Source organism: Ornithinimicrobium sediminis (genome assembly GCF_021272345.1).
GTDB classification, from domain to species: domain Bacteria; phylum Actinomycetota; class Actinomycetes; order Actinomycetales; family Dermatophilaceae; genus Ornithinicoccus; species Ornithinicoccus sediminis_B.
Window position 1 is genome coordinate 447,314 of the sequence record NZ_JAJSDQ010000001.1, and the last position, 21,663, is coordinate 468,976.

Consider the following 21,663-nt stretch of genomic DNA (forward strand, 5'->3'; position numbering starts at 1 on the left):
CGGTCGCCGCGCCTGGCTCACTCGACCGTGACGGACTTGGCGAGGTTGCGGGGCTGGTCGACGTCCAGGCCCTTGGCGGTCGACAGGTGCAGGGCGAAGACCTGCAGTGGCACCACGGTGAGCAGCGGGGCCAGCAGCGGGGAGGTGTGGGGCACCCGGATGACCTCGTCGGCGAAGGGCACGACGTCCTCGTCGCCCTCCTCGGCGATGACCAGGGTGCGGGCGCCCCGGGCGCGGATCTCCTGGATGTTGGAGACCACCTTGCCGTGCAGACCGTGCTCCGAGCTCGGGGACGGCACCACGATGAAGACCGGCTGGCCCGGCTCGATGAGCGCGATCGGGCCGTGCTTGAGCTCGCCCGCGGCGAAGCCCTCGGCGTGGATGTAGGCGAGCTCCTTGAGCTTCAGCGCACCTTCCATCGCGACCGGGAAGCCCACGTGGCGGCCCAGGAAGAGCACCGAGCGCGTGTCGGACATGAAGTAGGCGATCTCCTCGACCCGGTCCATGCTGCCGAGGAGGGCCTCGATCTTGTCCGGGATGCCGTGCAGCTCGGTGAGCACCTCGGCCGCGACCTTGCCGTACTCCCCGCCCCGGAGCTGGGCGAGGTAGAGGCCCAGGATGTAGCTCGCGGTGATCTGGGCGAGGAACGCCTTGGTGGACGCCACGGCGATCTCCGGGCCGGCGTGCGTGTAGAGCACGGCGTCGGACTCGCGCGGGATCGTCGACCCGTGGGTGTTGCAGATCGACACGGTCCGGGCGCCCAGGTGGGTCGCGTGCCGCACCGCCATGAGTGTGTCCATGGTCTCGCCGGACTGGGAGATCGACACCACCAGCGTCTGGTGGTCGATGACCGGGTCGCGGTAGCGGAACTCGTGGGCCAGCTCGACCTCGACCGGCAGCCGCGTCCACCGCTCGATGGCGTACTTGGCGACCATCCCGGCATACGCGGCCGTGCCGCAGGCGACGATGACGATCTTGGTGACCGACCGCAGCTCGTCCTCGGTGATGCTCATCTCGTCCAGGACGAGGCGCCCGGTCTCGTCGGTGCGACCGAACAGGGTGTCGCGGACGGCGTGCGGCTGGTCGTGGATCTCCTTCTCCATGAAGGTGGCGTAGCCGCCCTTCTCGGCTGCCGCGGCGTCCCAGGTGACCTCGTAGGCCTTGCCGTCGCTGGGTGTGCCGTCGAAGTCGATCACGGAGCAGGTGTCGGGGGTGATGGTGACGATCTGGTCCTGCCCCAGCTCCATCGCGTGCCGGGTGTACCCGATGAAGGCGGCCACGTCGGAGCCCAGGAAGTTCTCCCCCTCCCCGAGCCCGACGACGAGCGGGGAGTTGCGCCGGGCGCCGACGACCGTGTGCGGGGAGTCGGCGTGCACGGCGAGCAGGGTGAACGCGCCGTGCAGCCGTTCGACGACCTCGCGCATGGCGTCGGTCAGGTCGCCGGTGCGGCAGTAGGCGCGGTCGAGCAGGTGTGCCACGACCTCGGTGTCGGTCTCGGAGGTGAAGACCGCGCCGTCTGCGAGCAGCGCCGCCTTGAGCGCGTGGAAGTTCTCGATGATGCCGTTGTGCACCAGGGCCAGCTTGCCGTCCGCACCGCCGCGGTGGGGGTGGGCGTTGGCGTCGGTCGGGCCCCCGTGCGTGGCCCAGCGGGTGTGGCCGATCGCCGTGGCGCTGTCGGCCGGCGGGTGCGCTGCGAGGGCGGAGCGCAGGTTGGTGAGCTTGCCTGCGCGCTTCTCGGTGACGACGGTGCCGTCGGTCACCAGGGCGACCCCTGCCGAGTCGTAGCCGCGGTACTCCAGCCTCCCCAGCCCGTCCATCACGACGTCGATCGCCTTCTCCGACGCCTCCGGGCCCACGTATCCCACGATTCCGCACATGCGGGCAAGACTAACCGTCCGCCGGCGGTGCGTGGCGAGGGCACCGCGCCGCTCCCGCGTCCCCGCCGGTCACCGTGCACAATGGCCGGTATGCCGTCAGCCGGCCAGTGCCTGCCCTCCCCCTACGTCGAGCTCGACCGCGCGGCGTGGGCCCGTCTGCGCGAGCAGACCCCCATGCGGCTGGACGCCGCCGACGTGCAGCGTCTGCAGGGTCTCGGCGACCGGCTGGACCTCGCCGAGGTCGAGCAGGTCTACCTGCCGCTGTCCCGTCTGCTGTCCTTCTACGAGGAGGCGACCGAGGGGCTGCACCAGGTCACCAGCGACTTCCTGGGCGAGAAGCGGCAGCGCACCCCCTTCGTCATCGGCGTCGCCGGCTCGGTGGCCGTCGGCAAGTCCACGACGGCGCGCATCCTCACCGAGCTGATCTCCCGCTGGGACTCCGCCCCGCAGGTCGAGCTCGTGACGACCGACGGGTTCCTGCTGCCCAACCGCGTGCTGGAGGCCCGCAACCTCATGGCACGCAAGGGATACCCGGAGTCCTACGACCGACGGGCGCTGCAGCGGTTCGTCGCCGAGGTCAAGGCCGGCAAGGAGGAGGTCCGCGCTCCGGTCTACTCCCACCTCACCTACGACATCGTCCCCGGGGAGGAGACGGTCGTCCGGCGCCCCGACGTGCTCGTCGTCGAGGGTCTCAACGTGCTGCAGCCCCCGCGGCAGCACCACGACGGGCGGACCGGCCTGGCGGTGAGCGACTTCTTCGACTTCTCGGTCTACGTGGACGCGCACGTCGACGACATCAAGCAGTGGTACATCGAGCGCTTCCTGCGGCTGCGCGAGACGGCGTTCGCCCAGCCCGAGTCCCACTTCCACCGGTACGCCAGCCTCTCCGACGAGGCGGCCGTCGACATCGCGGACAACATCTGGGAGGCGATCAACGCCCCCAACCTGCGGGAGAACATCCAGCCGACGCGGGGGCGGGCCACCCTGGTGCTCTCCAAGGGCCAGGACCACTCGGTGCGCCGCGTGCGGCTGCGCCGGCTCTGAGACGGGGCAGCCACCTCTGACATCTGACCGGTCGAGGGCCACACTGGGTCCATGACGACGTCAGACCAGGACCAGCGGACCCGCACCGAGCACGACTCCATGGGAGAGATCGAGGTGCCCGTCGACGCCCTCTACGGCGCGCAGACGGCACGCGCGGTGCTCAACTTCCCGATCTCCGGACAACGGGTGCCCACGGAGGTCGTGCACGCCCTGGCCCGGGTGAAGCAGTGTGCCGCCACCGTCAACGCCGACCTCGGCGTGCTGGACGCCGACCTCGCGTCGGCGATCGCCGACGCGGCCGACGAGGTCGCCCGTGGGCTGCACGACGAGCACTTCCCGGTCGACGTCTACCAGACCGGGTCGGGCACCTCCACCAACATGAACGTCAACGAGGTCGTCGCCCGCCTGGCCTCCAGGGGCGGCCTGACGGTGCACCCCAACGACCACGTCAACGCCGGCCAGTCCAGCAACGACACCTTCCCCACCGCGCTGCGCATCGTCGCCGTGGACCTCGCCCGCACCGTCCTGGACCCGGGGCTGGCCGCTCTCGAGGAGGCGCTGCTGGCCAAGGCCGAGGAGCTCGCCGACGTCGTCAAGGCCGGCCGCACCCACCTCATGGACGCCGTGCCGGTGACGCTGGGCCAGGAGCTCGCCGGCTACGCCCGCCAGGTCGCTCTCGGCCGGCGGCGGGTGGCCGAGGCCGTCGCGGGTGCCGCCGAGCTGCCGCTGGGCGGCACCGCGGCCGGCACCGGCATCAACGCCCACCCCGAGTTCGCCCCGCGGGTCATCGCCGCGCTGTCCGAGGAGCTCGGGCTGGAGCTGCGGGAGGCGGAGGACCACTTCGAGGCCCAGTCGGCCCAGGACGCCCTGGTCGCCCTGTCCGGGGCGGCCCGGGTGGTCGCGGTCTCCCTGACCAAGATCTGCAACGACCTGCGCTGGATGGGGTCCGGCCCGCGCGCCGGCCTGGGCGAGATCCGGCTGCCGGACCTGCAGCCCGGCTCCAGCATCATGCCCGGCAAGGTCAACCCGGTGCTGCCGGAGGCCACGCTCATGGTGTGTGCCCGGGTCATCGGCAACGACACCACGATGACCGTCGCGGGAGCCTCGGGCGCCTTCGAGCTCAACGTGATGCTGCCGGTCATGGGCTCCTGTCTGGTGGAGACGCTCACCCTGCTCGGACGCAGCACCGCCCACCTGGCGGAGGCGACGGTGCGCGGCATCGAGGCCGACGAGGCCCGGTGCCGGGAGCTGGCGGAGAGCAGCAGCTCGATCGTCACACCCCTGAACCGGTACATCGGCTACGAGGCGGCAGCGGCCGTGGCCAAGCAGTCCCTGGCCACCCGGCGCACCATCCGCGAGGTCGTCCTCGAGCGGGGCCATGTGGAGCGGGGCGAGCTCACCGAGGAGCAGCTGGACCAGGCCCTCGACGTGCTGGGCATGGCCCGCCCGCATGCGTAGCCGGGGGTCAGAGGCGGGCGTACCTGGCGCGGGCGAAGGAGTAGAGGCCGTAGGCCACGAAGCCCGCGGCGATGACGAGCAGGAGCACCGTGCCGGCGGCAGTGCCGGAGAGCGCCTTGAGCGCGCCGTCCAGCCCGGTGGCCTCCTCGGGGTCGGTCGTCCACGCCGCATAGCAGAACAGCAGACCCACCACCCCCAGGGCGGCCCCCTTGGCGGCGTAGCCCACGGTGCCGGCGAGCACGACCACCTTGCCCAGGTCGCCTCCGGCGTTGCCTGCCAGGTCCTCGAGGAACCTCTGGGTGGCGCCCTTCCAGACGTGGTAGCCACCCACCCCCACGACCGCGAGCCCGACCACGAACACCAGCGCCTGGCCCCACGGCATCCCCATGAGGGTCTTCGTGAAGTCGGCGGTGGACTCGCCGCTGTCGGTGCTGCCGCCACTGGCGAACTGCCAGGTGGTCCACGCCAGCGCGGTGTAGACGAGCCCCTTGCCGAGGTCCTTGGCCCCCTCGGCCTGGCCCTCGGCCGAGGCGCCGGGGTGGTAACCGACGACGGCGTCGAGCACCCGCCACAGGGCCAGCCCGGCGTAGCCCGCGACGCCCACCCAGAGGAGCACGCCCCCCAGGGGTGCGTCCCGGACGGCCTCCAGTGCGCCGGACTGGTCGGCGCTGCCACCCCAGCCGATCGCGATGCGGAGGGTGATCCAGGCGATCACCAGGTGCAGGAAGCCGTTGACGGCGTAGCCCGCGCGGGCCAGGGTCTCGAGGGCGGGATGGGCGCTGGCTTCGCGAGCTGCACTGCTCGCCGTGTGCGTCATGGGCACAGTCTCCGGGCACGACGAAGGGCCCCGCAACAGCGAGGCCCTTCGTGTGAAGGTCGGTGTCCGCTCAGTACCAGTTGTGTGCCTGCGAGTGCGACCAGGCCGCGCAGGGGCTGCCGTAGCGGCCGTCGATGTAGCCCAGGCCCCAGCGGATCTGCGTCGCGGGGTTGGTCTGCCAGTCGGCGCCGGCGCTGGCCATCTTGCTGCCCGGCAGCGACTGCGGGATGCCGTAGGCCCCGGAGGAGGGGTTCTGGGCCGTGTGGTTCCAGCCGCTCTCCTTGATCCACAGGGAGTCGAGGCAGCCGAACTGGTCCTGACCCCAGCCGTAGCTGGAGAGCATGGAGCGTGCGATCGAGCGCGGGTCGCCCGACGGTGCCGGGGCGGGGGCCGGCTCGCTGGGGGCCGGCTCACGCTCGGCCGACCGGGAGGCGGCCTGCTCCTGCGGCTCGGCAGCGGCCTGCTCGGTCTCGCGCGCGGCGGCAGCCTGCTCGGCAGCGGCCTCCTCGGCGGCAGCGCGCTCGGCAGCGGCCTCCTCGGCGGCGGCGCGCTCGGCAGCGGCCTCCTCGGCGGCGGCGCGCTCGGCGGCCTCCTTCTCCGCCTTGCGCTCCTGCGCGATGGCCTCGGCGGCCTCGTTCGCCGCACGTGCACTCTCGGACGCAGCGGTCCGCGAGGCGTTGAGCGCGGCGTACTGGTCGGAGATCCGGTCGATGCGCAGCGAGCCACGGTCAGCCGCCTGGCGCCGCGCCGAGTCCTTCACCGCCGACACAGCGCTGTCGGCGACGGCGGGGGCGGTGCCGTTGAGGCTGGCCTGCACACGACCCGCGTCGGAGTCTGCGGTGGCCCCGGTGGCCGCGAACCCAGCCAGCGCCACGGAGCCGACGGCGATGGCGGCGGTGACCATCGTGGCGGGGTGACGGCGGACGCCGTGGCGGTGCCGGCCGGACTCGGCGCGGTCGAGCGTGGTCGTGTCGGGCTCGACGGAGCCGGGCAGGGTTGAGCGAGTCATGGAACCTCCAGGGGGAGCCCGAGCACCGGGCGATCAGGGGACGCAGCGGCGGTGCTGAGCGTTATCAAATCGTGACCTTCGAGATCCAACGTGCCATGGTCACGGCGACGCAGGCAAACCATGAAGGCCCATCGTGGGCAACCTCACACACGCCGGTCCCGGGGGCCGGCACAACGGACGGCCTCCGGACGTGCTGCTGCCGGCGCTGCCCGACAGGCCCCTAGGCACCGGTGTGCGGACCCTCCAGCAGCTCGGTGACCAGAGCCGCGATCGGGCTGCGCTCGCTGCGGTGCAGCGTCATGTGCGCGAACAGCGGGTTGCCCTTGAGCGCCTCGATCACGGCCGCGATGCCGTCGTGGCGACCTACCCGGAGGTTGTCCCGCTGGGCCACGTCGTGGGTCAGGACGACGCGTGAGGACTGTCCGATCCGGGAGAGCACGGTCAGGAGCACGTTGCGCTCGAGCGACTGGGCCTCGTCGACGATGACGAACGCGTCGTGCAGGGACCGCCCACGGATGTGGGTCAACGGCAGCACCTCGAGCATGTCGCGGTCGAGGATCTCCTCGACGACCTCCTTGCTCACGACCGCGCCGAGCGTGTCGAAGACCGCCTGCGCCCAGGGGCCCATCTTGTCGTTCTCGCTGCCGGGCAGGTAGCCGAGCTCCTGGCCGCCCACGGCGTACAGCGGCCGGAACACGATGACCTTGCGGTGCTGGCGGCGCTCCATCACCGACTCCAGGCCGGCGCACAGGGCCAGGGCGCTCTTCCCGGTGCCGGCCCGTCCCCCGAGGCTGACGATGCCGACGTCCGGGTCGAGCAGCAGGTCCAGCGCGATGCGCTGCTCGGCCGACCGGCCGTGCAGGCCGAAGGCGTCCCGGTCGCCCCGCACCAGTGCGACCGAGCCGTCGGCGGTGACCCTGCCCAGCGCGCTGCCGGACGGGCCGAAGACGGTGAGGCCGGTGTGGCAGGGCAGGTCGAGTGCGGCCGGGTGCTCGAGCCGGCCCGTCTCGTAGAGCGAGGACATCTCCTGGTCGTCGACGTCGAGCTGGGCCATGCCGGTCCACCCGGTGTCGACGGCCAGCTCCGCGCGGTACTCCTGGGCGTCCAGCCCGACCGCGGACGCCTTGACCCGCATCGGCAGGTCCTTGCTCACCACGGTGACGTCGTCGCCCTCGGCGGCCAGGTTGGCCGCCACGGCCAGGATGCGGGTGTCGTTGTCGCCCAGCCGGAAGCCCGAGGGCAGCGAGCCGGCGTCGGTGTGGTTGAGCTCCACCCGCACCGTGCCACCGCGCTCCCCCACCGGCACCGGCTCGCTCAGCGTGCCGTGCTGGACACGCAGGTCGTCCAGGAGCCGCAGCGCCTGCCGGGCGAAGTACCCGAGCTCGGGGTGGTGTCGCTTGCCCTCCAGCTCCGTGATGACCACGACCGGCAGCACGACCTCGTGCTCAGCGAACCGCAGCACGGCGTGCGGGTCGGAGAGCAGCACCGAGGTGTCGACGACGTAGGTCTTGGCGGCCATGTCGACGCGTGCGTCCGGGTCGTCGCCCGCCAGGGGCAGCGGCGTCGGGGTGGCGGCGCGGGCCGGAGAGGTCGGGACGGTGGTGGCGGTGACGGTGCTGGCCATGTCGACTCCCTGGGACGCGCGCTAGCGGCTACGCGTCGTGGCGATGAGGTGACCGGGACCAGGCTCGCCGTCGGTCGGCGGAGTGCCGGTGCCGGCCCCCCGCCCAGAGCATGCGCTCCATCTGGTGAGCCTCCCGAGACGCCGGACGGGTGCCCTGCGTCACGTCCGACGGTATGCGGTCAGCGCGGTCGGCAGCGGGATTTCGGCCCCGGCGTTGCGCGCTGTTCGAACGATGTTCACGCCCCGCTCCCCGGGCGCGTCCCAGGGGGGCCGGCAGCGGTGTCAGCTGCCGAACCGGCGCTCGCGCTCGGCGTACGCGCGCAGCGCCCGCAGGAAGTCGACCTTGCGGAAGTCGGGCCAGTAGGCCTCGCAGAAGTAGAACTCGCTGTGGGCGCTCTGCCACAGCAGGAAGCCCCCCAGCCGCTGCTCGCCGCTGGTGCGGATGACCAGGTCGGGGTCGGGCTGGCCCTTGGTGTAGAGGTGCTCGGCGATGTGCTCGATCTCCAGGGTCCGGGCCAGCTCCTCCAGCGGTGTGCCGAGCGAGGCGTGCTCGGCCAGCAGCGAGCGCACGGCGTCGGCGATCTCCTGCCGCCCGCCGTAGCCGATCGCGACGTTGACGAGCATCGCGTCGACGTCGGCGGTGGCGGCGGCCGACGACTCCAACGACGCGCGCGTGCGCTCGGGCAGCAGGTCGCGGGCCCCGACGACGTGCAGGCGCCAGCGACCCGTCTCCGCGAGGTCGGCCACGACGTCCTCGATGATGCGCAGCAGCGGCTCGAGCTCGACCTCGGCCCGGTTGAGGTTCTCGGTCGACAGCAGCCACAGCGTGACCACCTCGACACCTGCCTCCTCGCACCATCCGAGGAACGGCTTGATGTTGTCGGCACCCGCGCGGTGGCCCTCTGCGGTGGACTCCCCGCGCAGCCGGGCCCACCGGCGGTTGCCGTCCAGCATCACGCCGACGTGGCGGGGCAGGCGCTCGGCGGGCAGTTGCTTGGTCAGGGACCGGTTGTACACCCGGTAGACCAGATCGCGCGCAGTCCGCATGGCGCCAACCTACTCGCCCTGACCTGGGCCCCGGTCGTGTACGCCCTGTGAAGTCCCGGGGACCTCCACCTACGAACTAGTAACTTACGGTGCCGTAGGTTACCCTCGAACATATGACTGGTACCCCTGAGACCGGCCGCACCTCCGGGGTGGCCGAGAAGGCCCACGAGCTGGGCGACGAGCTCTCGCAGACCGTCCACGACGTCGCTTCAGCCGTCAAGCCCCGGCTCCGCGGCTGGCTGCACCTGGGCATGGTCCCTCTCTCGCTCGCGGCAGCCGTCGTGCTGGTCGTCCTCGCCCCCACCACCCCCGGCCGGCTCTCCGCGGCGGTCTTCGGGACGACGGCCGTGATGCTCTTCGCGACATCGGCGACCTACCATCGCGGCCGCTGGAGCGACCGCACGAACGCGCTGCTCAAGCGCATGGACCACGCCAACATCTTCCTGATCATCGCGGGCAGCTACACGCCCTTCGCGGTGATGCTGCTGCCGGACGCCCAGCGCTCCACCCTGCTGTGGATCGTGTGGACAGGCGCCGTCGCCGGTGTGCTCTTCCGGGTCTTCTGGGTCGGCGCGCCCCGCTGGCTCTACACGCCCGTCTACGTGGCCCTCGGCTGGGTGGCGGTCTTCTACCTCGTCGACTTCTACCGCGCCGGCGGCCTGGCCGTCGTCGTCCTGCTGGCCGCGGGTGGGCTGCTCTACACCCTCGGCGCGGTCGTGTACGCGCTCAAGAGGCCCAACCCCTCAGCACTGTGGTTCGGCTTCCACGAGGTCTTCCACGCCTTCACCGTCGCCGCCTTCACCGTCCACTACGTCGCGGTGTCCCTGGTGGTCTACGGCGCTACGCCTGCGGGGGTCTGACCGGGTCAGTCGGGGGCCCCGACGCCTCGTCCCCGGCCGGCGGCGAGGACGCCGCACCGTCCGCGCGCGGCGCGGCGGCCCGCTCGACCTGCTCGCGGCGCAGCGACTCCGCCTGACGCATCCGTCGCAACCGCCGGCTGAGGTCGCGTCCGAGGAACCAGACCATGAGCGCCAGACCGAACAGGACCAGGAAGCCCCCGAGCCCGGCGGTGACCTCCACACTGGTGGTGTTCACGAGGCCTGCTCCTCGCGGTGGTCGTCGCGGTGGCCCTCACTGCCCCGGAGCTCGTCGTCACCCTCGTCGTCACGCGCCGACGCCGCGACCGCCTGGGCCGGCTCCGGCACGGGCGCCCGGTAGGCGACCACCGGCTCACCGGCGGCGTCCCGTGGGCAGTCCTGCCGGCACACCTCCTCCAGCTCGGCGAGCGGCGGCAGGCCTGCGAAGAGGTCGTCCTCGGGCATATCCACCGGCACGAGCGAGACGGCGAGCTCGAAGTCCTCCGTGGGATGGACCCGGCGCTGCAGCTCCATGGGCACGGCGAACCAGTGTCCCTCGGGGTCGACCTGGGTGGCGTGGGCGCGCAGGGCGTCGTCGCGGACCTCGAAGAAGTCGGCACAGGGCACATGGGTCGAGATGGCCCGCTCCGGGCGGTCGCCCATGCGCTCGATCCACTCGGCGAAGGGCGACTCGACCCCCTCGTCGAGCATCGCCTGGTGCAGGTTGCGCAGCCGGTCCGGAGACCAGGCGGAGTAGTAGACCTTCTGCGGCTGCCAGGGCTCACCCGCATGCGGGTATGCCGTGGGGTCGCCCGCGGCACGGAACGCGGACATCGTCACCACGTGGGTCATGACGTGGTCGGGGTGGGGGTAGCCGCCGTTCTCGTCGTAGGTGGTCAGCACATGCGGGCGGAACTCGCGGATCACCCGCACCAGCGCCTCGGTCGTCACCTCGACCGGCTCGAGCGCGAAGCACCCTTGCGGCAGTGGCGGCAGCGGGTCGCCCTCGGGCAGGCCGGAGTCGACGAACCCGAGCCACGTGTGGCTGACCCCGAGGATCGCGGCCGCCTCCGCCATCTCGTCGCGCCGCACCTGCGTCAGGTCGCGCTCGATCACCGGGTCGTGCACCAGCCGGGGGTTGAGCACGTCGCCGCGCTCGCCGCCGGTGCAGGAGACCACCATGACCTCTACGCCACGGTCGACGTACATCGCCGTGGTCGCCGCACCCTTGGACGACTCGTCGTCGGGGTGAGCGTGCACCGCCATCAGTCGCAGGCCCTGGGACACCCTTGCTCCTCGCAGGTCGTTCGGTGAAGGACAATAGGACCTATCCTCTCACCCCCTGGACGGAGACCACGCGATGAGCAGCCCCACGGCCACCCCGGAGACGAGCCGGCGCACCTGGTGGGTCGTCGGCGTCGTCGGCGTGCTGGTCATGAGCGCCGTCGCCGTGTGGTTCGCGCTCTCGGCCACCTCGGGACGGGTGCACTGGGTCAACACCGGGTTCGTCGTGGCCGGCCCCGACCAGGTGGACGTGCGGTTCGACCTGCGGCGCGACCCCTCGCGCAGCGTCGTCTGCACCATCGAGGCGCAGGACGAGCGGCACGGTGTCGTGGGCCGCACCGAGACCACGGTCGAGCCCGCGCAGGTCTCCCCCAGCCGGCACGTCGCGACGGTCCGGACGGCGGGTCCCGCGGTCACCGGCTACGTCGACTCGTGCCGCTACCTCGACGCCTCGCCGTGACCACATCGTGACCTGGGGCGGCCCTCTTCGCTGGACATGGGGGTAGCGGCAGGTAGAATTATGCTTTCCAGCAACGGTCCGGGGCCGTCGACCACCGCACGCGGAGGTCAACGTCCCGGACTTTGTGTGTGGTCCCGCACGTACCAGGCGACCAGACCCCGTGCCGCCAGGCCGGACCACCTTCTGCACAGACCAAGGAGTGACCACCAGTGACCGAGACTGCCAAGGCATCATCGAGTTACCTCACCCAGGAGGCCTACGACCGCCTCCACGCCGAGCTGAAGCAGCTCTCCGGGCCGGGGCGCCATGAGATCGCCAAGCGCATCGAGGCTGCCCGAGAGGAGGGCGACCTCAAGGAGAACGGTGGCTACCACGCCGCCAAGGAGGAGCAGGGCAAGATGGAGGCCCGCATCCGCCAGCTCGAGCACCTGCTCGACAACGCGACCGTCGGCGAGGCACCCCCGGACGACGGGGTCGTGGAGCCGGGCATGGTCGTCACCGTCGAGATGTTCGGTGACCGCGAGACCTTCCTGCTCGGCAGCCGGGAGATCCTCGGCGACGGCGAGGACCTGGACGTCTACAGCGAGCGCTCACCGCTGGGCGCCGCCATCGTCGGCAAGAAGGCGGGCGACACCCTCACCTACGAGGCGCCCAACGGCAAGCAGATCGACGTGACGGTCGTGGAGGCCACGCCCTACCGCGGCTGAGCCACCACCCCTGACCGGTCGACGGGCCGGCCCCCCCCGGGGGCCGGCCCGTCGACCTGTGTCCGGGCAGCGCGACCCGGCTCAGGCGTCGGCATCGCCGGGGTGGGGGCACCACGGTCACACCGGCCGCAGCACGTACCCCCGCTCCTGCAGCGTGTGCTGCACCCGCGCAGAGTGCTCGGGGCCCTCGGTCTCGAGGGTCAGCGCGATCTGCACCTCGTGGACCCCGAGCGAGGCGATCGTGCGCCCGTGCTGCACCTCCAGCACGTTGGTGCGCAGGTCGGCGAGCAGCCCGAGCAGCCGCGCCAGCGACCCGGGGGCGTCGGGCACCCGCACCGCGAACTGCAGGTAGCGCCCCGCCACCGTCAGGCCGGTGCGGATGATGCGCAGCAGCAGGAGCGGGTCGATGTTGCCGCCGGAGAGCACCGCCACGACCGGCCCCTCGAGGGCTCCCTCCTGCCGGGAGAGCAGGTGGGCCACGGCAGCGGCACCGGCGGGCTCCACCACGAGCCGGGCCCGTTCGAGCAGGAAGAGCATGGCGCGCGCCAGGTCGTCCTCACCCACCACCTCGATGCCGTCGACCAGCTCCTCCACCAGGGGGAACGGCACCTCCCCGGGGCATCCGACAGCGATGCCGTCGGCCATGGTCGACATCGTGGTCAGCGGCACCGGGTGGCCGGCCTGCAGCGACGCGGGCCACGCCGCGGCCTGAGCCGCCTGCACACCCACCACCCGCACGTCCGGACGCCGCGCCTTGACCGCGGTGGCGATGCCGGCGAGCAGCCCGCCACCACCGGTGCACACGACGATGGTGCGCACGTCGGGCACCTGTTCCAGGATCTCCAGGCCGCAGGTGCCCTGCCCAGCGACGATGTCGGGGTGGTCGAAGGGCGGGATGAACACGGCACCGGTGCGGGCGCTGTCCTCCTTCGCGGCCACGATGCACTCGTCGATCGTGGTGCCCACCTGGTGCACCGTCGCTCCGTAGCCGCGCGTGGCCTGCAGCTTGGGCATGGAGGCGCCGGTGGGCATGTAGACCGTGGCCTCCAGCCCGAGCAGCCGGGCCGCCAGCGCAACACCCTGCGCGTGGTTGCCGGCACTGGCGGCGACGACGCCGTTGGCCTGCTCCTGCGGGGACAGGCCCGCGATGCGGGTGTAGGCCCCGCGGATCTTGAACGAGCCGGCGCGCTGGAGGTTCTCGCACTTCAGGTGGACCGGCGCGCCCACCCGGTCGGTGAGCGCCTGGCTGTACTCCATCGCCGTCGGCTGGATCACCCCGGTGAGCAGCTCGCGGGCCGCCTCGATGTCGGACAGGGTCACGCTCTGTGCAGTCGCCACCCTCGCACCCTATGCCGAGGCGGGGGGCCGTGGTCGAGCGTCCCGGCCCTCAGCCGACGACCTGGTGGGCCAGCGCCGCCGCGGCCCGCGGGTGCTCCGGCGCCAGCAGCCCGACCGCACACAGCAGGTATGCCGTGTCGACGGCAGGCCGGGCCCCGTCCGGCGGACGCCAGCCGCCCCCGTGGTCGGCGAGCACGCCGGCGAGCACCCGGCGGGCCGCCGCGGGCTCGGCGTGCCGCAGGACCCCGCCCGAGCCGACGAGGTGAGCGACGTTGGTCAGCGGCCGCGGGGCCTCGCCGGGTGAGGCAGGCCGGCCATGCCGCCGGACCGCGAGCAGACCGGCGAGCCGGGCCAGCTCGAGGTCGAGCCGCTGCTCCTCGGGGCTCTGCGGCACCCGGGCCGGCTCGGCGACGACCAGGGTCACCCAGGCGTGCAGGTCGGGCTCGTCGGCGCCCGGCAGGTGCTCTGCGCGCGCCGCCTGCAGCACGGTGGCCGCACTCCACCGCATACCGAGGTCGCCCTCGACGGTGCGGGCGTGCCACAGCGTGGCCACCACGTGCTTGCGCAGGGTCGCGTCCTCACCCTCGGGGGTGAGCACGGAGTAGACGTCGGTGGTCGCCCCTCCGATGTCGACGACCATGACGTCCTCGCCGAGCGCACGCCCCAGCTCCTCCACCCCGGCCAGCACGGCATCGGGGGTGGCGGCCCTGACCAGCGACTCGAAGAGCGGTCCCCGGGACAGTCCCTTGCCACCGATGACGTGGTGCAGGAAGACCTCACGGATGGCGGCGCGGGCCGAGCCCGGCTCGACCACCCCGATCCGGGGCAGCACGTTGTCGGCCGCGACCACCGTGCGACCGGCGTCGTGCAGGGTCTGCATCACCTCGTCGCGCGCCTGCACGTTGCCGGCGACCACGACCGGCGCGGGGAGCCGCGCGGCAGCCAGGCGCCGGGCGTTGTGCAGCAGCACGTCCGCGTTGCCACCGTCGGTGCCGCCCACGAGCAGGACGACGTCGGGCCGCGAGGCACGCAGCGCCGTCACGCCGACCCGCCGCAGCTCGCCCCCGGCGACGTGGACCACCTTGGCGCCGGCGCTGAGCCCCACCCGGTGGCCCGCCTCGGCGGTGACCGTGGGCTGGTAGCCCACGACCGACAGCCGCAGGCCGCCTCCCGCGCTCGAGCACAGCAGGGTGTGCTCGCGGTCCTCGACCTCCGGCAGGGCGTGTCCCCCGTCCGCCATCAGCGCCCGCGCGGCCCGGACGCCGTCCAGGACGTCCGTGCGCACCGTGGTCGGCACCGCCGCGCGGGCGAGCAGCACCCCCGCGTCCGGATCGACCAGCGCGGCCTTGGTGAAGGTCGACCCGACGTCGACGCACAGGACGTTCAGGAGAGCAGCCTCCACGCGATGACCCCCAGGACGGACAGCGACCCCAGCAGCATCAGGCCCAGGCCGGCCAGCACCCGGCGGCTGGCCGACTCCAGGGTGGCCCGGGCCTCCTCGACCCCGAAGCCCTCGGCACTGCCCACGTCGGTCGTGCCCGGCGGCCCGCCGAAGCCACCGCGCTGCACGCCCTGCTCGAGGACCTGCGCGCGCAGGGTCCGGCCCCACACGAAGACGAGCAGCCCGACCACGACCAGGACGACGGGCACCCCCAGCCGCAGGGCCAGGTCGCTGCCGGTCCATCCGGACGTGGCAGCGGCGATGATCAGGGGCTCGGCCGTCATGCGAGCACCGTGCCACACCCACCCGTCACCCCGCCAGCGCCCCGCCGCGGTGGAACATCACACGTCGCGGCACCGTTGGACCCTGCGTGATGCTCTTCTCCTCGACCCCGCCCTCCGGCCGCTCCCAGCCGCTGCCCGACATCCCCGCCACCCACGAGGTGCTCGGCACCCCGCTGCAGGGCCCGTGGGACGAGGGCACCGAGACCCTCTACGTCGCGATGGGCTGCTTCTGGGGTGCCGAACGGCTCTACTGGACGGTGCCGGGTGTCGTCAGCACGGCGGTCGGCTACATGGGGGGACAGACACCCCACCCCACCTACCACGAGACCTGCACCGGGCGCACCGGGCACACGGAGGCCGTGCAGGTCGTGTACGACCCGTCCCGGGTCGGGCCGGAGCAGCTGCTCAAGGTCTTCTGGGAGAACCACGACCCGACCACGGCCAACCGTCAGGGCAACGACGTCGGCACGCAGTACCGATCCGCGGTCTACTGGACCACGCCGGGCCAGGAGGAGGCGGCCCGCGCCACGGCGCAGGCCTTCCAGCAGGTGCTCCGCGACCACGGCCTGGGCACGGTGAGCACCGAGCTGCGCCCCGCACAGGAGGCCGGACCGTTCTACTACGCGGAGGGCTACCACCAGCAGTACCTCCACAAGAACCCCGGGGGCTACTGCAACCACGGCCCCAACGGGCTCACCTGCCCGGTGGGTGTCCTGCGCCAGGACCAGCTGCCCGCGCAGCAGGACGTCGCGCCCCCGCACTGACCCGAGCTGCTGACCTGCCCGAGGCAGCACAGGAGGCCCCGCCGTCCGCCGGCGGGGCCTCCTGTGGTCTGCGAGGTGCGGGTCAGCCCTCCGACCCGGTGTCGAACGACGGCATCTGCACGACGTCGGCCGGGTCCGGGGCCTCGATCTGCGGCGTGGAGCCCCAGCTGTCCAGGTCGAGGCGCACCGTCTCGCCGTCCACCGTGAAGGTCATCCGGCGCATGAGGTCGTCCTCGTCCACCCACAGGTCGTAGGTCATGTCGCCGACCTCGTGGTCGGCGGATGCGGTCTGGCCGAGGGTGTCCTCCACTGCGGCCGCCACCGCGTCGAGGTCGACGACCACCTGGTAGCGGTCCGTCTCGGTGCCGTCGAGGTCGTCGGTGCCCAGGTAGGTCACGGACTGGGCCCCCACGTCCCACCCGTCCCAGGTCGACTTCATGTCCAGGCTCTCGGTCAGGTCGGCGCCGCCGAGCTCGTCGAGCTCGCTCTCGGGCACCTGGAAGTACATGCCGTCCCCGCTGAGCCCGGGCACGGAGATGAAGATCCCCTCCTCGACCACGACGAGCTCGATCTCACCCATCTCGCCCGCGTCCACCGACAGGTCCATCCGCGGGGTGTCACCGCTCGCGTCGACCGCACCCTGGAGGCTGACCTCGTCCCCCGCGTCGACGAGGTCCATGGAGATCTCGAAGGAGCTCAGCGTCTCCTCCCCGGGTGACATGAGGCGCTCGAGCAGCTCCTCGACGCTCACCTGGTCGCCGGACTGCACGGCGGGGGCGACGTCCTCGGCGGCCTCCTCGGTGACCCCGGCGGTCGCATCGGCCGCCTCGGTCTCAGGGGCCGCGGTGCCACAGCTGGCCAGCCCCACGGCGAGCGCACCGGTCGCCAGCGCTGCCCCCCAACGTGTCGTCTTCCTCGTGCGCATCGCGGTCTCCTGTCGCTTCGGTGGCTGCACCGCAGGTGCAGAGCGGGTCATTCGGTTCCTGATACCTGCCCTGCCTGTGGTGTCATAGTCCCACCCTGATTGACGTCTTCGCATCCACCGAGGTTCCATTGAGCGGCAACATCACCTTCCGTCACCACGACACCTCGGTGTTGTCCGTCACCGCTGTGGACGCCCCGGTGGTCATGACGTCGGCGGAGTTCGACCGGATCATCGGCGACTCCTACGCGCGCAACGGCCTGCGCCCAGGCATGCTCTCCAAGCTCGCCGGCATCCAGGAGCGCCGCTGGTGGCCGCAGGGCACCAGCTTCGTCGACGGTGCCATCGAGGCAGGCGCCAAGGCGATCGCCGAGTCCGGCGTCGACCCGGCCCGCATCGGCATGGTCGTCAACACCTCGGTCAGCCGCGAGCATCTGGAGCCCTCGGTCGCCGTGCGCATCCACCACGAGCTCGGGATGCCGTCGAGCTCGCTGAACTTCGACATCACCAACGCCTGTCTCGGCTTCGTCAACGGCATGCAGCTGGCGGCCACGATGATCGACGGCGGCCAGATCGACTACGCCCTCGTGGTCGACGGCGAGGGCTCACGCACCCCCCAGGAGAACACCCTGGCCCGGCTGTCCTCCCCCGAGGCGACGGCCGACGACCTGCAGCGCGAGTTCGCCACCCTCACCCTGGGCTCCGGCGCGGCGGCGATGGTGCTGGGCCGCGCCAGCGAGCACCCCGGCGCCCACCGCGTCGTCGGCGGGGTCTCGCGTGCGGCGACGTGGCACCACGAGCTGTGCGTGGGCGACTTCGAGCAGATGCGCACCGACACCACCGGGCTGCTGGTGGCCGGGCTCGAGCTGGCCGGGGACCTCTGGCGTGACGCCGCGGCCGAGTTCGACTGGTCCGACATGGACCGCTACGTCGTGCACCAGGTCTCGCAGGTGCACACCCGCAAGACCGCCGAGGCGCTCGGCCTGCCGCTGGACCGCATCCCGCTGACCTTCCCGACCCTGGGCAACGTCGGCCCGGCCGCCGTGGCGATCACGCTGGCCAAGGAGGTCGAGCAGCTCGAGACCGGGGACCGCGTGCTCATGATGGGCATCGGCTCCGGCCTCAACATGACCTGCCTGGAGCTCACCTGGTGAACGGCGCCGACCTCCCCGGGGTCGACCCGTCCTGGTCCCGCCGCGTCCGGGTCACCGACAGCACCGCGGGCGACGGCACCGCATACGCCTGGCACGTCCTCGACAACGGTCCGCAGCTCGCCGAGCGTGGTGAGGACGTCGTCGGCACCGTGCTCTGCGTCCACGGCAACCCGACCTGGTCCTACCTGTGGCGGCGCGTGCTCGCCCAGGCTCCCGCCGGCTGGCGGGTGGTCGCCGTCGACCAGCTCGGCATGGGCTGGTCCGAGCGCACCCCCGGCCCGCGCGAGCTCTCGCGGCGGGTCGCCGACCTCGGCGACCTCACCGCGGCCCTGGGCGTCACCGGGCCGGTCGTCACGCTCGCCCACGACTGGGGCGGGCCGATCAGCCTGGGCTGGGCGCTGGCGCACCCGGAGCAGCTCGCCGCCGTCGTCCTGACCAACACGGCGGTGCACCAGCCCGCCGCACAGCCGCGGCCCACCGCCATCCGGCTGGCCCGGTCGGCACCGCTGCTGGACCTGGTCTGCCGGCGCACCCCGGCCTTCGTCCGGGCCACCACCGCGACCTGCCTGCCGCCCCTCCCCCGGCCCGTGCGTGACGCCTTCGCCGCCCCCTACGCCACGCCGGCACGCCGGCAGGGGGTCGCCGACTTCGTCGCGGACATCCCCTTCGAGGAGGACCACCCGAGCCACCCGACGCTCACCCGGGTCGCCGAGGGCGTGCGGACGCTGCAGGTCCCGGCGCTGCTGGTGTGGGGCACGAGCGACCCGGTCTTCTCGCAGCGCTACCTGGAGGACCTGTCCGAGCGGCTGCCGCACGCCGACATCCAGGTCTACCCCTCCGCCTCGCACCTGGTGCTCGAGGACCACCCGGAGGGGGTCGCGACGATCTGGCAGTGGGTCCGGGAGCGCGTGGGCGCACCGGTGCCGCCCAGGCCCGCGGTCGAGGCACCACGGGTGCCGGTGGCGGTCTCGACGCAGGACCCCGACGCCACGGCCGTCGTCGAGCTCGGCGGACGCGGAGGTCGGATCTCGCGCGGCGACCTCGCCGCCCGGGTCGAGTCCGTCGCGACCGCACTGCACCTGCGGGGGGTGCGACCCGGTGACCGGGTCGCCGTCCTCGTGCCTCCCGGCATCGACCTGTCGACCGTCGTGTACGCCGTGTGGCGCCTGGGCGCCGTGGTGGTCGTCGCCGACGCGGGGCTCGGCCTGCGTCGCCTGGGGGCGGCGCTGCGAGGGGCCGGGCCCGACCACGTCGTCGGCATCCGCAAGGCCCTGGCCCTGGCCCGGGCGACCCGGGTGCCCGGCACCCGCATCGGCGCCGAGCCCGAGCAGATGCACGAGCTCATCGCCGGTGCTGCCGCGCACCCGGCGCCCCCGCTGTGGCCGGAGGACCCGGACGCGGACGGAGCCATCCTGTTCACCTCGGGTGCCACCGGCCCTCCCAAGGGCGTGGCGTACACCCGTGCCCAGCTCGGCGCCCAGGTGGCCCTGCTGCGCGACACCTTCGCCCTGCACGCGGGCGAGCGCTTCGTGGCGGCCTTCGCCCCGTTCGCGCTCTACGGCCCGGCGCTGGGGCTGACCTCCGCGGTGCCGGACATGGACGTGACGGCGCCGCACACCCTCACGGCGTCCGCGCTGGCCGAGGCCGTCGCGGCGGTGGACGCCACGGTGGTCTTCGCCTCCCCCGCGGCCCTGCGCAACGTGGTCGCGACGGCGGACGCGCTGACGCCCGCCCAGCGCCGGGTGATGGCGGGGCCGCGGCTGGTCCTGTCGGCGGGCGCCCCGGTGCCCACGTCGCTGCTGGAGCAGGTGCGGCAGGTCCTGCCGTCGGCGGCCACCCACACCCCCTACGGCATGACCGAGGCCCTGCCGGTGGCCACGGTCGACCCCACCACCGTGCAGGCCACCGACGAGGGCGTCTGTGTCGGGGCCCCCGTGCCCGGTGTCGAGGTCGGCATCGCCCCGCTGTCCGAGGACGGCACACCCGCCGAGACGCTCGCCCACACCCCCGGGGTGCTGGGCGAGATCGTCGTGCGCGGCCCGCACGTCAAGGAGCGCTACGACCGCCGCTGGGCCGCCCAGCAGGCCAGCGCCCGACCGCCGGGATGGCACCGGACCGGCGACGTCGGCCACCTGGACACCGAGGGGCGCCTGTGGGTCGGTGGCCGCTGGGTGCACCTGCTCACCACGCCCGCGGGCCCACTGGCGCCGTATGCCGTGGAGCACCGCGTCGCCCGGCTGCCCGGCGTCGCGGACGTCGCGGTGGTGGGGGTGGGCCCACGTGGCACCCAGCAGGTCATCGTGGTCGTCGTGCCGCAGCGGCGGCTCGGCCGGCGTGCCGCCGTGCTGGCCGGCACCGACCTGGCCGCCGCGGTGCGCGAGCGCGCCGGGGTGCCGGTGGCTGCGGTGCTCGTGCGCGACTGGCTGCCCGTGGACATCCGGCACGCCTCCAAGGTCGACCGCACCGCGCTGGCCCGGTGGGCCGAGCAGCAGCTGCACCCCGGCGGGAGCCTGAGCCAGGCCCGCGGGGCCGTGGCTCGCCTGGGTGGCGCACCGAGCACCAGGAGCCGGTGATGCGGGTCCTGGTCACGGGTGCGAGCGGCATGCTCGGCGGTGCCGTCGCCGACCTGCTGGCCGCCCGTGGTGACGAGGTCACGGTGATGCAGCGGCGCAGCGCCGGGGGACGGCATCGGGAGCGCCTGGGAGACATCACCGACGCTGCGGCGGTGCGTGCCGCCGTGGCCGGCCAGGACGCCGTGGTACACCTGGCGGCGAAGGTCGACGTCGTCGGCCCCTGGCCCGACTACGAGCGCACCAACATCGGTGGCACGCGCACCGTCGTCGACGCGGCCGCGGCTGCCGGGGTGGACCGGCTGGTCCACGTCTCCTCCCCCGCCGTGGCCCACGCGGGTCGCTCCCTCACCGGTGAGTCCGCCGGACCCGCCGACCCGGCCCGGGCCCGCGGCCACTACGCCCGCAGCAAGGCTGCCGCGGAGGTGCTGGCACTGGGCGCCGACTCGGACCGGATGCGCGTGACCGCGGTGCGACCGCACCTGGTCTGGGGCCCGGGCGACACCCAGCTCGTCGGGCGACTCGTGGCCCGCGCCCGCACCGGGCGGCTGCCCGTCGTGGGCCCCGGCACCGCCTTGGTGGACACGACCTTCGTCGACAACGCCGCCGAGGCGCTGGTCGCTGCGCTGGACCGCATCGAGCACGCCCGGGGACAGGCCCTGGTGGTGACCAACGGCGAGCCCAGGCCCGTCGGCGAGCTCATCGGCGACATCTGCCGAGCCGCCGGTGCACCGGCCCCGCGCCTGCACGTGCCGGTGCCGGTGGCCTACGGCGTGGGCGCGCTGGTCGAGGCCGCCATGGTGGCGTCGCGGCGCGTCCCGCAGCTTCCGGAGATCACCGAGCCGCCCCTCACCCGCTTCCTGGTGGAGCAGCTGAGCACCGCGCACTGGTTCGACCAGCGCCAGACACGGCATACCCTGAGGTGGGCACCGCGGGTGAGCATCGCCGAGGGGCTCCACGCCCTCAGTCTGCATGCAGGGAGGGCGCGTAGCGTCTGAGCGGCCGA

Annotated in this window: 20 protein-coding genes; 9 read left to right on the top strand and 11 right to left on the bottom strand. The window is 73.0% G+C overall.

What is annotated here, in order from left to right; translation table 11 throughout:
- Window positions 1-17: 17 nt before the first annotated feature.
- Window positions 18-1,877 carry a glutamine--fructose-6-phosphate transaminase (isomerizing) gene (gene glmS, locus LVO85_RS02000; RefSeq protein WP_232745724.1) on the bottom strand — a complete coding sequence of 620 codons (1,860 nt, stop codon included), beginning with the start codon at window positions 1,875-1,877 and terminating at the stop codon, window positions 18-20.
- Between the two features lie 90 nt (window positions 1,878-1,967).
- Between glmS and coaA the strand changes: the two genes are divergently transcribed.
- Window positions 1,968-2,921: a type I pantothenate kinase gene (gene coaA, locus LVO85_RS02005; RefSeq protein ID WP_232745725.1), complete on the top strand. Its 954-nt coding sequence runs from the start codon at window positions 1,968-1,970 to the stop codon at window positions 2,919-2,921.
- A gap of 51 nt (window positions 2,922-2,972) precedes the next feature.
- Window positions 2,973-4,379, top strand: coding sequence for a class II fumarate hydratase (locus tag LVO85_RS02010; RefSeq protein ID WP_232745726.1), 1,407 nt, complete (start codon window positions 2,973-2,975; stop codon window positions 4,377-4,379).
- 7 nt (window positions 4,380-4,386) lie between these two features.
- Here the strand turns inward: LVO85_RS02010 and LVO85_RS02015 are convergent, their stop codons facing one another.
- The 4 genes from LVO85_RS02015 to LVO85_RS02030 form a co-directional block, all read right to left on the bottom strand.
- Window positions 4,387-5,196: a DUF1206 domain-containing protein gene (locus LVO85_RS02015; protein ID WP_232745727.1), complete on the bottom strand. Its 810-nt coding sequence runs from the start codon at window positions 5,194-5,196 to the stop codon at window positions 4,387-4,389.
- Window positions 5,197-5,266: 70 nt separating this feature from the next.
- On the bottom strand, window positions 5,267-6,205 hold the full coding sequence (locus LVO85_RS02020) for an aggregation-promoting factor C-terminal-like domain-containing protein (RefSeq protein ID WP_232745728.1): 939 nt from the start codon (window positions 6,203-6,205) through the stop codon (window positions 5,267-5,269).
- Window positions 6,206-6,425: 220 nt separating this feature from the next.
- Window positions 6,426-7,829, bottom strand: a complete 1,404-nt coding sequence (locus LVO85_RS02025) for a PhoH family protein (RefSeq protein ID WP_408637661.1) — start codon at window positions 7,827-7,829, stop codon at window positions 6,426-6,428.
- Between the two features lie 282 nt (window positions 7,830-8,111).
- The gene (locus LVO85_RS02030; RefSeq protein WP_232745729.1) at window positions 8,112-8,876 is read right to left on the bottom strand and encodes an isoprenyl transferase; all 765 of its coding nucleotides are present in this window, start codon (window positions 8,874-8,876) and stop codon (window positions 8,112-8,114) included.
- Window positions 8,877-8,989: 113 nt separating this feature from the next.
- On the opposite strand from LVO85_RS02030, the gene trhA reads away from it, so the two are divergent.
- Complete coding sequence (trhA, locus tag LVO85_RS02035) at window positions 8,990-9,736, top strand: PAQR family membrane homeostasis protein TrhA (RefSeq protein WP_232745730.1); 747 nt, start codon at window positions 8,990-8,992, stop codon at window positions 9,734-9,736.
- On the opposite strand, the gene LVO85_RS02040 is transcribed toward trhA, so the two are convergent.
- A complete protein-coding gene (locus LVO85_RS02040) occupies window positions 9,717-9,971 on the bottom strand; it encodes a hypothetical protein (protein ID WP_232745731.1) in 255 nt (84 codons plus the stop codon). The genes trhA and LVO85_RS02040 overlap by 20 nt on opposite strands.
- Complete coding sequence (mca, locus tag LVO85_RS02045; RefSeq protein WP_232745732.1) at window positions 9,968-11,020, bottom strand: mycothiol conjugate amidase Mca; 1,053 nt, start codon at window positions 11,018-11,020, stop codon at window positions 9,968-9,970. Before mca ends, LVO85_RS02040 begins: the two co-directional genes overlap by 4 nt.
- Before the next feature lie 73 nt (window positions 11,021-11,093).
- Here mca and LVO85_RS02050 point away from each other — a divergent pair, with 73 nt between their 5' ends.
- The gene (locus tag LVO85_RS02050) at window positions 11,094-11,477 is read left to right on the top strand and encodes a DUF4307 domain-containing protein (protein WP_232745733.1); all 384 of its coding nucleotides are present in this window, start codon (window positions 11,094-11,096) and stop codon (window positions 11,475-11,477) included.
- Window positions 11,478-11,686: 209 nt separating this feature from the next.
- Complete coding sequence (gene greA, locus LVO85_RS02055; RefSeq protein WP_232745734.1) at window positions 11,687-12,184, top strand: transcription elongation factor GreA; 498 nt, start codon at window positions 11,687-11,689, stop codon at window positions 12,182-12,184.
- Window positions 12,185-12,301: 117 nt separating this feature from the next.
- Here greA and ilvA read toward each other — a convergent pair whose 3' ends face one another.
- The 3 genes from ilvA to LVO85_RS02070 are packed head-to-tail and all read right to left on the bottom strand — an operon-like array spanning window position 12,302 to window position 15,247.
- On the bottom strand, window positions 12,302-13,522 hold the full coding sequence (gene ilvA / locus LVO85_RS02060) for a threonine ammonia-lyase (protein ID WP_232745735.1): 1,221 nt from the start codon (window positions 13,520-13,522) through the stop codon (window positions 12,302-12,304).
- Window positions 13,523-13,571: 49 nt separating this feature from the next.
- Window positions 13,572-14,924 carry a glutamate mutase L gene (locus LVO85_RS02065; protein WP_232745736.1) on the bottom strand — a complete coding sequence of 451 codons (1,353 nt, stop codon included), beginning with the start codon at window positions 14,922-14,924 and terminating at the stop codon, window positions 13,572-13,574.
- Complete coding sequence (locus tag LVO85_RS02070) at window positions 14,906-15,247, bottom strand: hypothetical protein (RefSeq protein WP_232745737.1); 342 nt, start codon at window positions 15,245-15,247, stop codon at window positions 14,906-14,908. Before LVO85_RS02070 ends, LVO85_RS02065 begins: the two co-directional genes overlap by 19 nt.
- 89 nt (window positions 15,248-15,336) lie before the next feature.
- Between LVO85_RS02070 and msrA the strand changes: the two genes are divergently transcribed.
- On the top strand, window positions 15,337-16,011 hold the full coding sequence (gene msrA, locus LVO85_RS02075; protein ID WP_232745738.1) for a peptide-methionine (S)-S-oxide reductase MsrA: 675 nt from the start codon (window positions 15,337-15,339) through the stop codon (window positions 16,009-16,011).
- Between the two features lie 82 nt (window positions 16,012-16,093).
- Here msrA and LVO85_RS02080 read toward each other — a convergent pair whose 3' ends face one another.
- Complete coding sequence (locus LVO85_RS02080; RefSeq protein WP_232745739.1) at window positions 16,094-16,936, bottom strand: hypothetical protein; 843 nt, start codon at window positions 16,934-16,936, stop codon at window positions 16,094-16,096.
- 128 nt (window positions 16,937-17,064) lie between these two features.
- Between LVO85_RS02080 and LVO85_RS02085 the strand changes: the two genes are divergently transcribed.
- The 3 genes from LVO85_RS02085 to LVO85_RS02095 are packed head-to-tail and all read left to right on the top strand — an operon-like array spanning window position 17,065 to window position 21,655.
- Window positions 17,065-18,087 (top strand): 3-oxoacyl-ACP synthase III, encoded by a 1,023-nt coding sequence (locus LVO85_RS02085; RefSeq protein WP_232745740.1) that lies wholly within the window; start codon window positions 17,065-17,067, stop codon window positions 18,085-18,087.
- Window positions 18,084-20,660 (top strand): alpha/beta fold hydrolase, encoded by a 2,577-nt coding sequence (locus LVO85_RS02090; RefSeq protein ID WP_232745741.1) that lies wholly within the window; start codon window positions 18,084-18,086, stop codon window positions 20,658-20,660. Before LVO85_RS02085 ends, LVO85_RS02090 begins: the two co-directional genes overlap by 4 nt.
- On the top strand, window positions 20,660-21,655 hold the full coding sequence (locus LVO85_RS02095) for an NAD-dependent epimerase/dehydratase family protein (protein ID WP_232745742.1): 996 nt from the start codon (window positions 20,660-20,662) through the stop codon (window positions 21,653-21,655). Before LVO85_RS02090 ends, LVO85_RS02095 begins: the two co-directional genes overlap by 1 nt.
- Window positions 21,656-21,663: the final 8 nt, after the last annotated feature.

Bases quoted from the DNA above. Each gene is read 5' to 3' on its own strand.
- LVO85_RS02025 (WP_408637661.1), bottom strand. From the start codon at position 7,829: ATGGCCAGCACCGTCACCGCCACCACCGTCCCGACCTCTCCGGCCCGC.
- LVO85_RS02050 (WP_232745733.1), top strand. From the start codon at position 11,094: ATGAGCAGCCCCACGGCCACCCCGGAGACGAGCCGGCGCACCTGGTGG.
- trhA (WP_232745730.1), top strand. From the start codon at position 8,990: ATGACTGGTACCCCTGAGACCGGCCGCACCTCCGGGGTGGCCGAGAAG.
- glmS (WP_232745724.1), bottom strand. From the start codon at position 1,877: ATGTGCGGAATCGTGGGATACGTGGGCCCGGAGGCGTCGGAGAAGGCG.
- LVO85_RS02020 (WP_232745728.1), bottom strand. From the start codon at position 6,205: ATGACTCGCTCAACCCTGCCCGGCTCCGTCGAGCCCGACACGACCACG.
- msrA (WP_232745738.1), top strand. From the start codon at position 15,337: ATGCTCTTCTCCTCGACCCCGCCCTCCGGCCGCTCCCAGCCGCTGCCC.
- LVO85_RS02095 (WP_232745742.1), top strand. From the start codon at position 20,660: ATGCGGGTCCTGGTCACGGGTGCGAGCGGCATGCTCGGCGGTGCCGTC.
- coaA (WP_232745725.1), top strand. From the start codon at position 1,968: ATGCCGTCAGCCGGCCAGTGCCTGCCCTCCCCCTACGTCGAGCTCGAC.
- LVO85_RS02010 (WP_232745726.1), top strand. From the start codon at position 2,973: ATGACGACGTCAGACCAGGACCAGCGGACCCGCACCGAGCACGACTCC.
- LVO85_RS02070 (WP_232745737.1), bottom strand. From the start codon at position 15,247: ATGACGGCCGAGCCCCTGATCATCGCCGCTGCCACGTCCGGATGGACC.
- LVO85_RS02030 (WP_232745729.1), bottom strand. From the start codon at position 8,876: ATGCGGACTGCGCGCGATCTGGTCTACCGGGTGTACAACCGGTCCCTG.
- LVO85_RS02080 (WP_232745739.1), bottom strand. From the start codon at position 16,936: ATGCGCACGAGGAAGACGACACGTTGGGGGGCAGCGCTGGCGACCGGT.
- LVO85_RS02015 (WP_232745727.1), bottom strand. From the start codon at position 5,196: ATGACGCACACGGCGAGCAGTGCAGCTCGCGAAGCCAGCGCCCATCCC.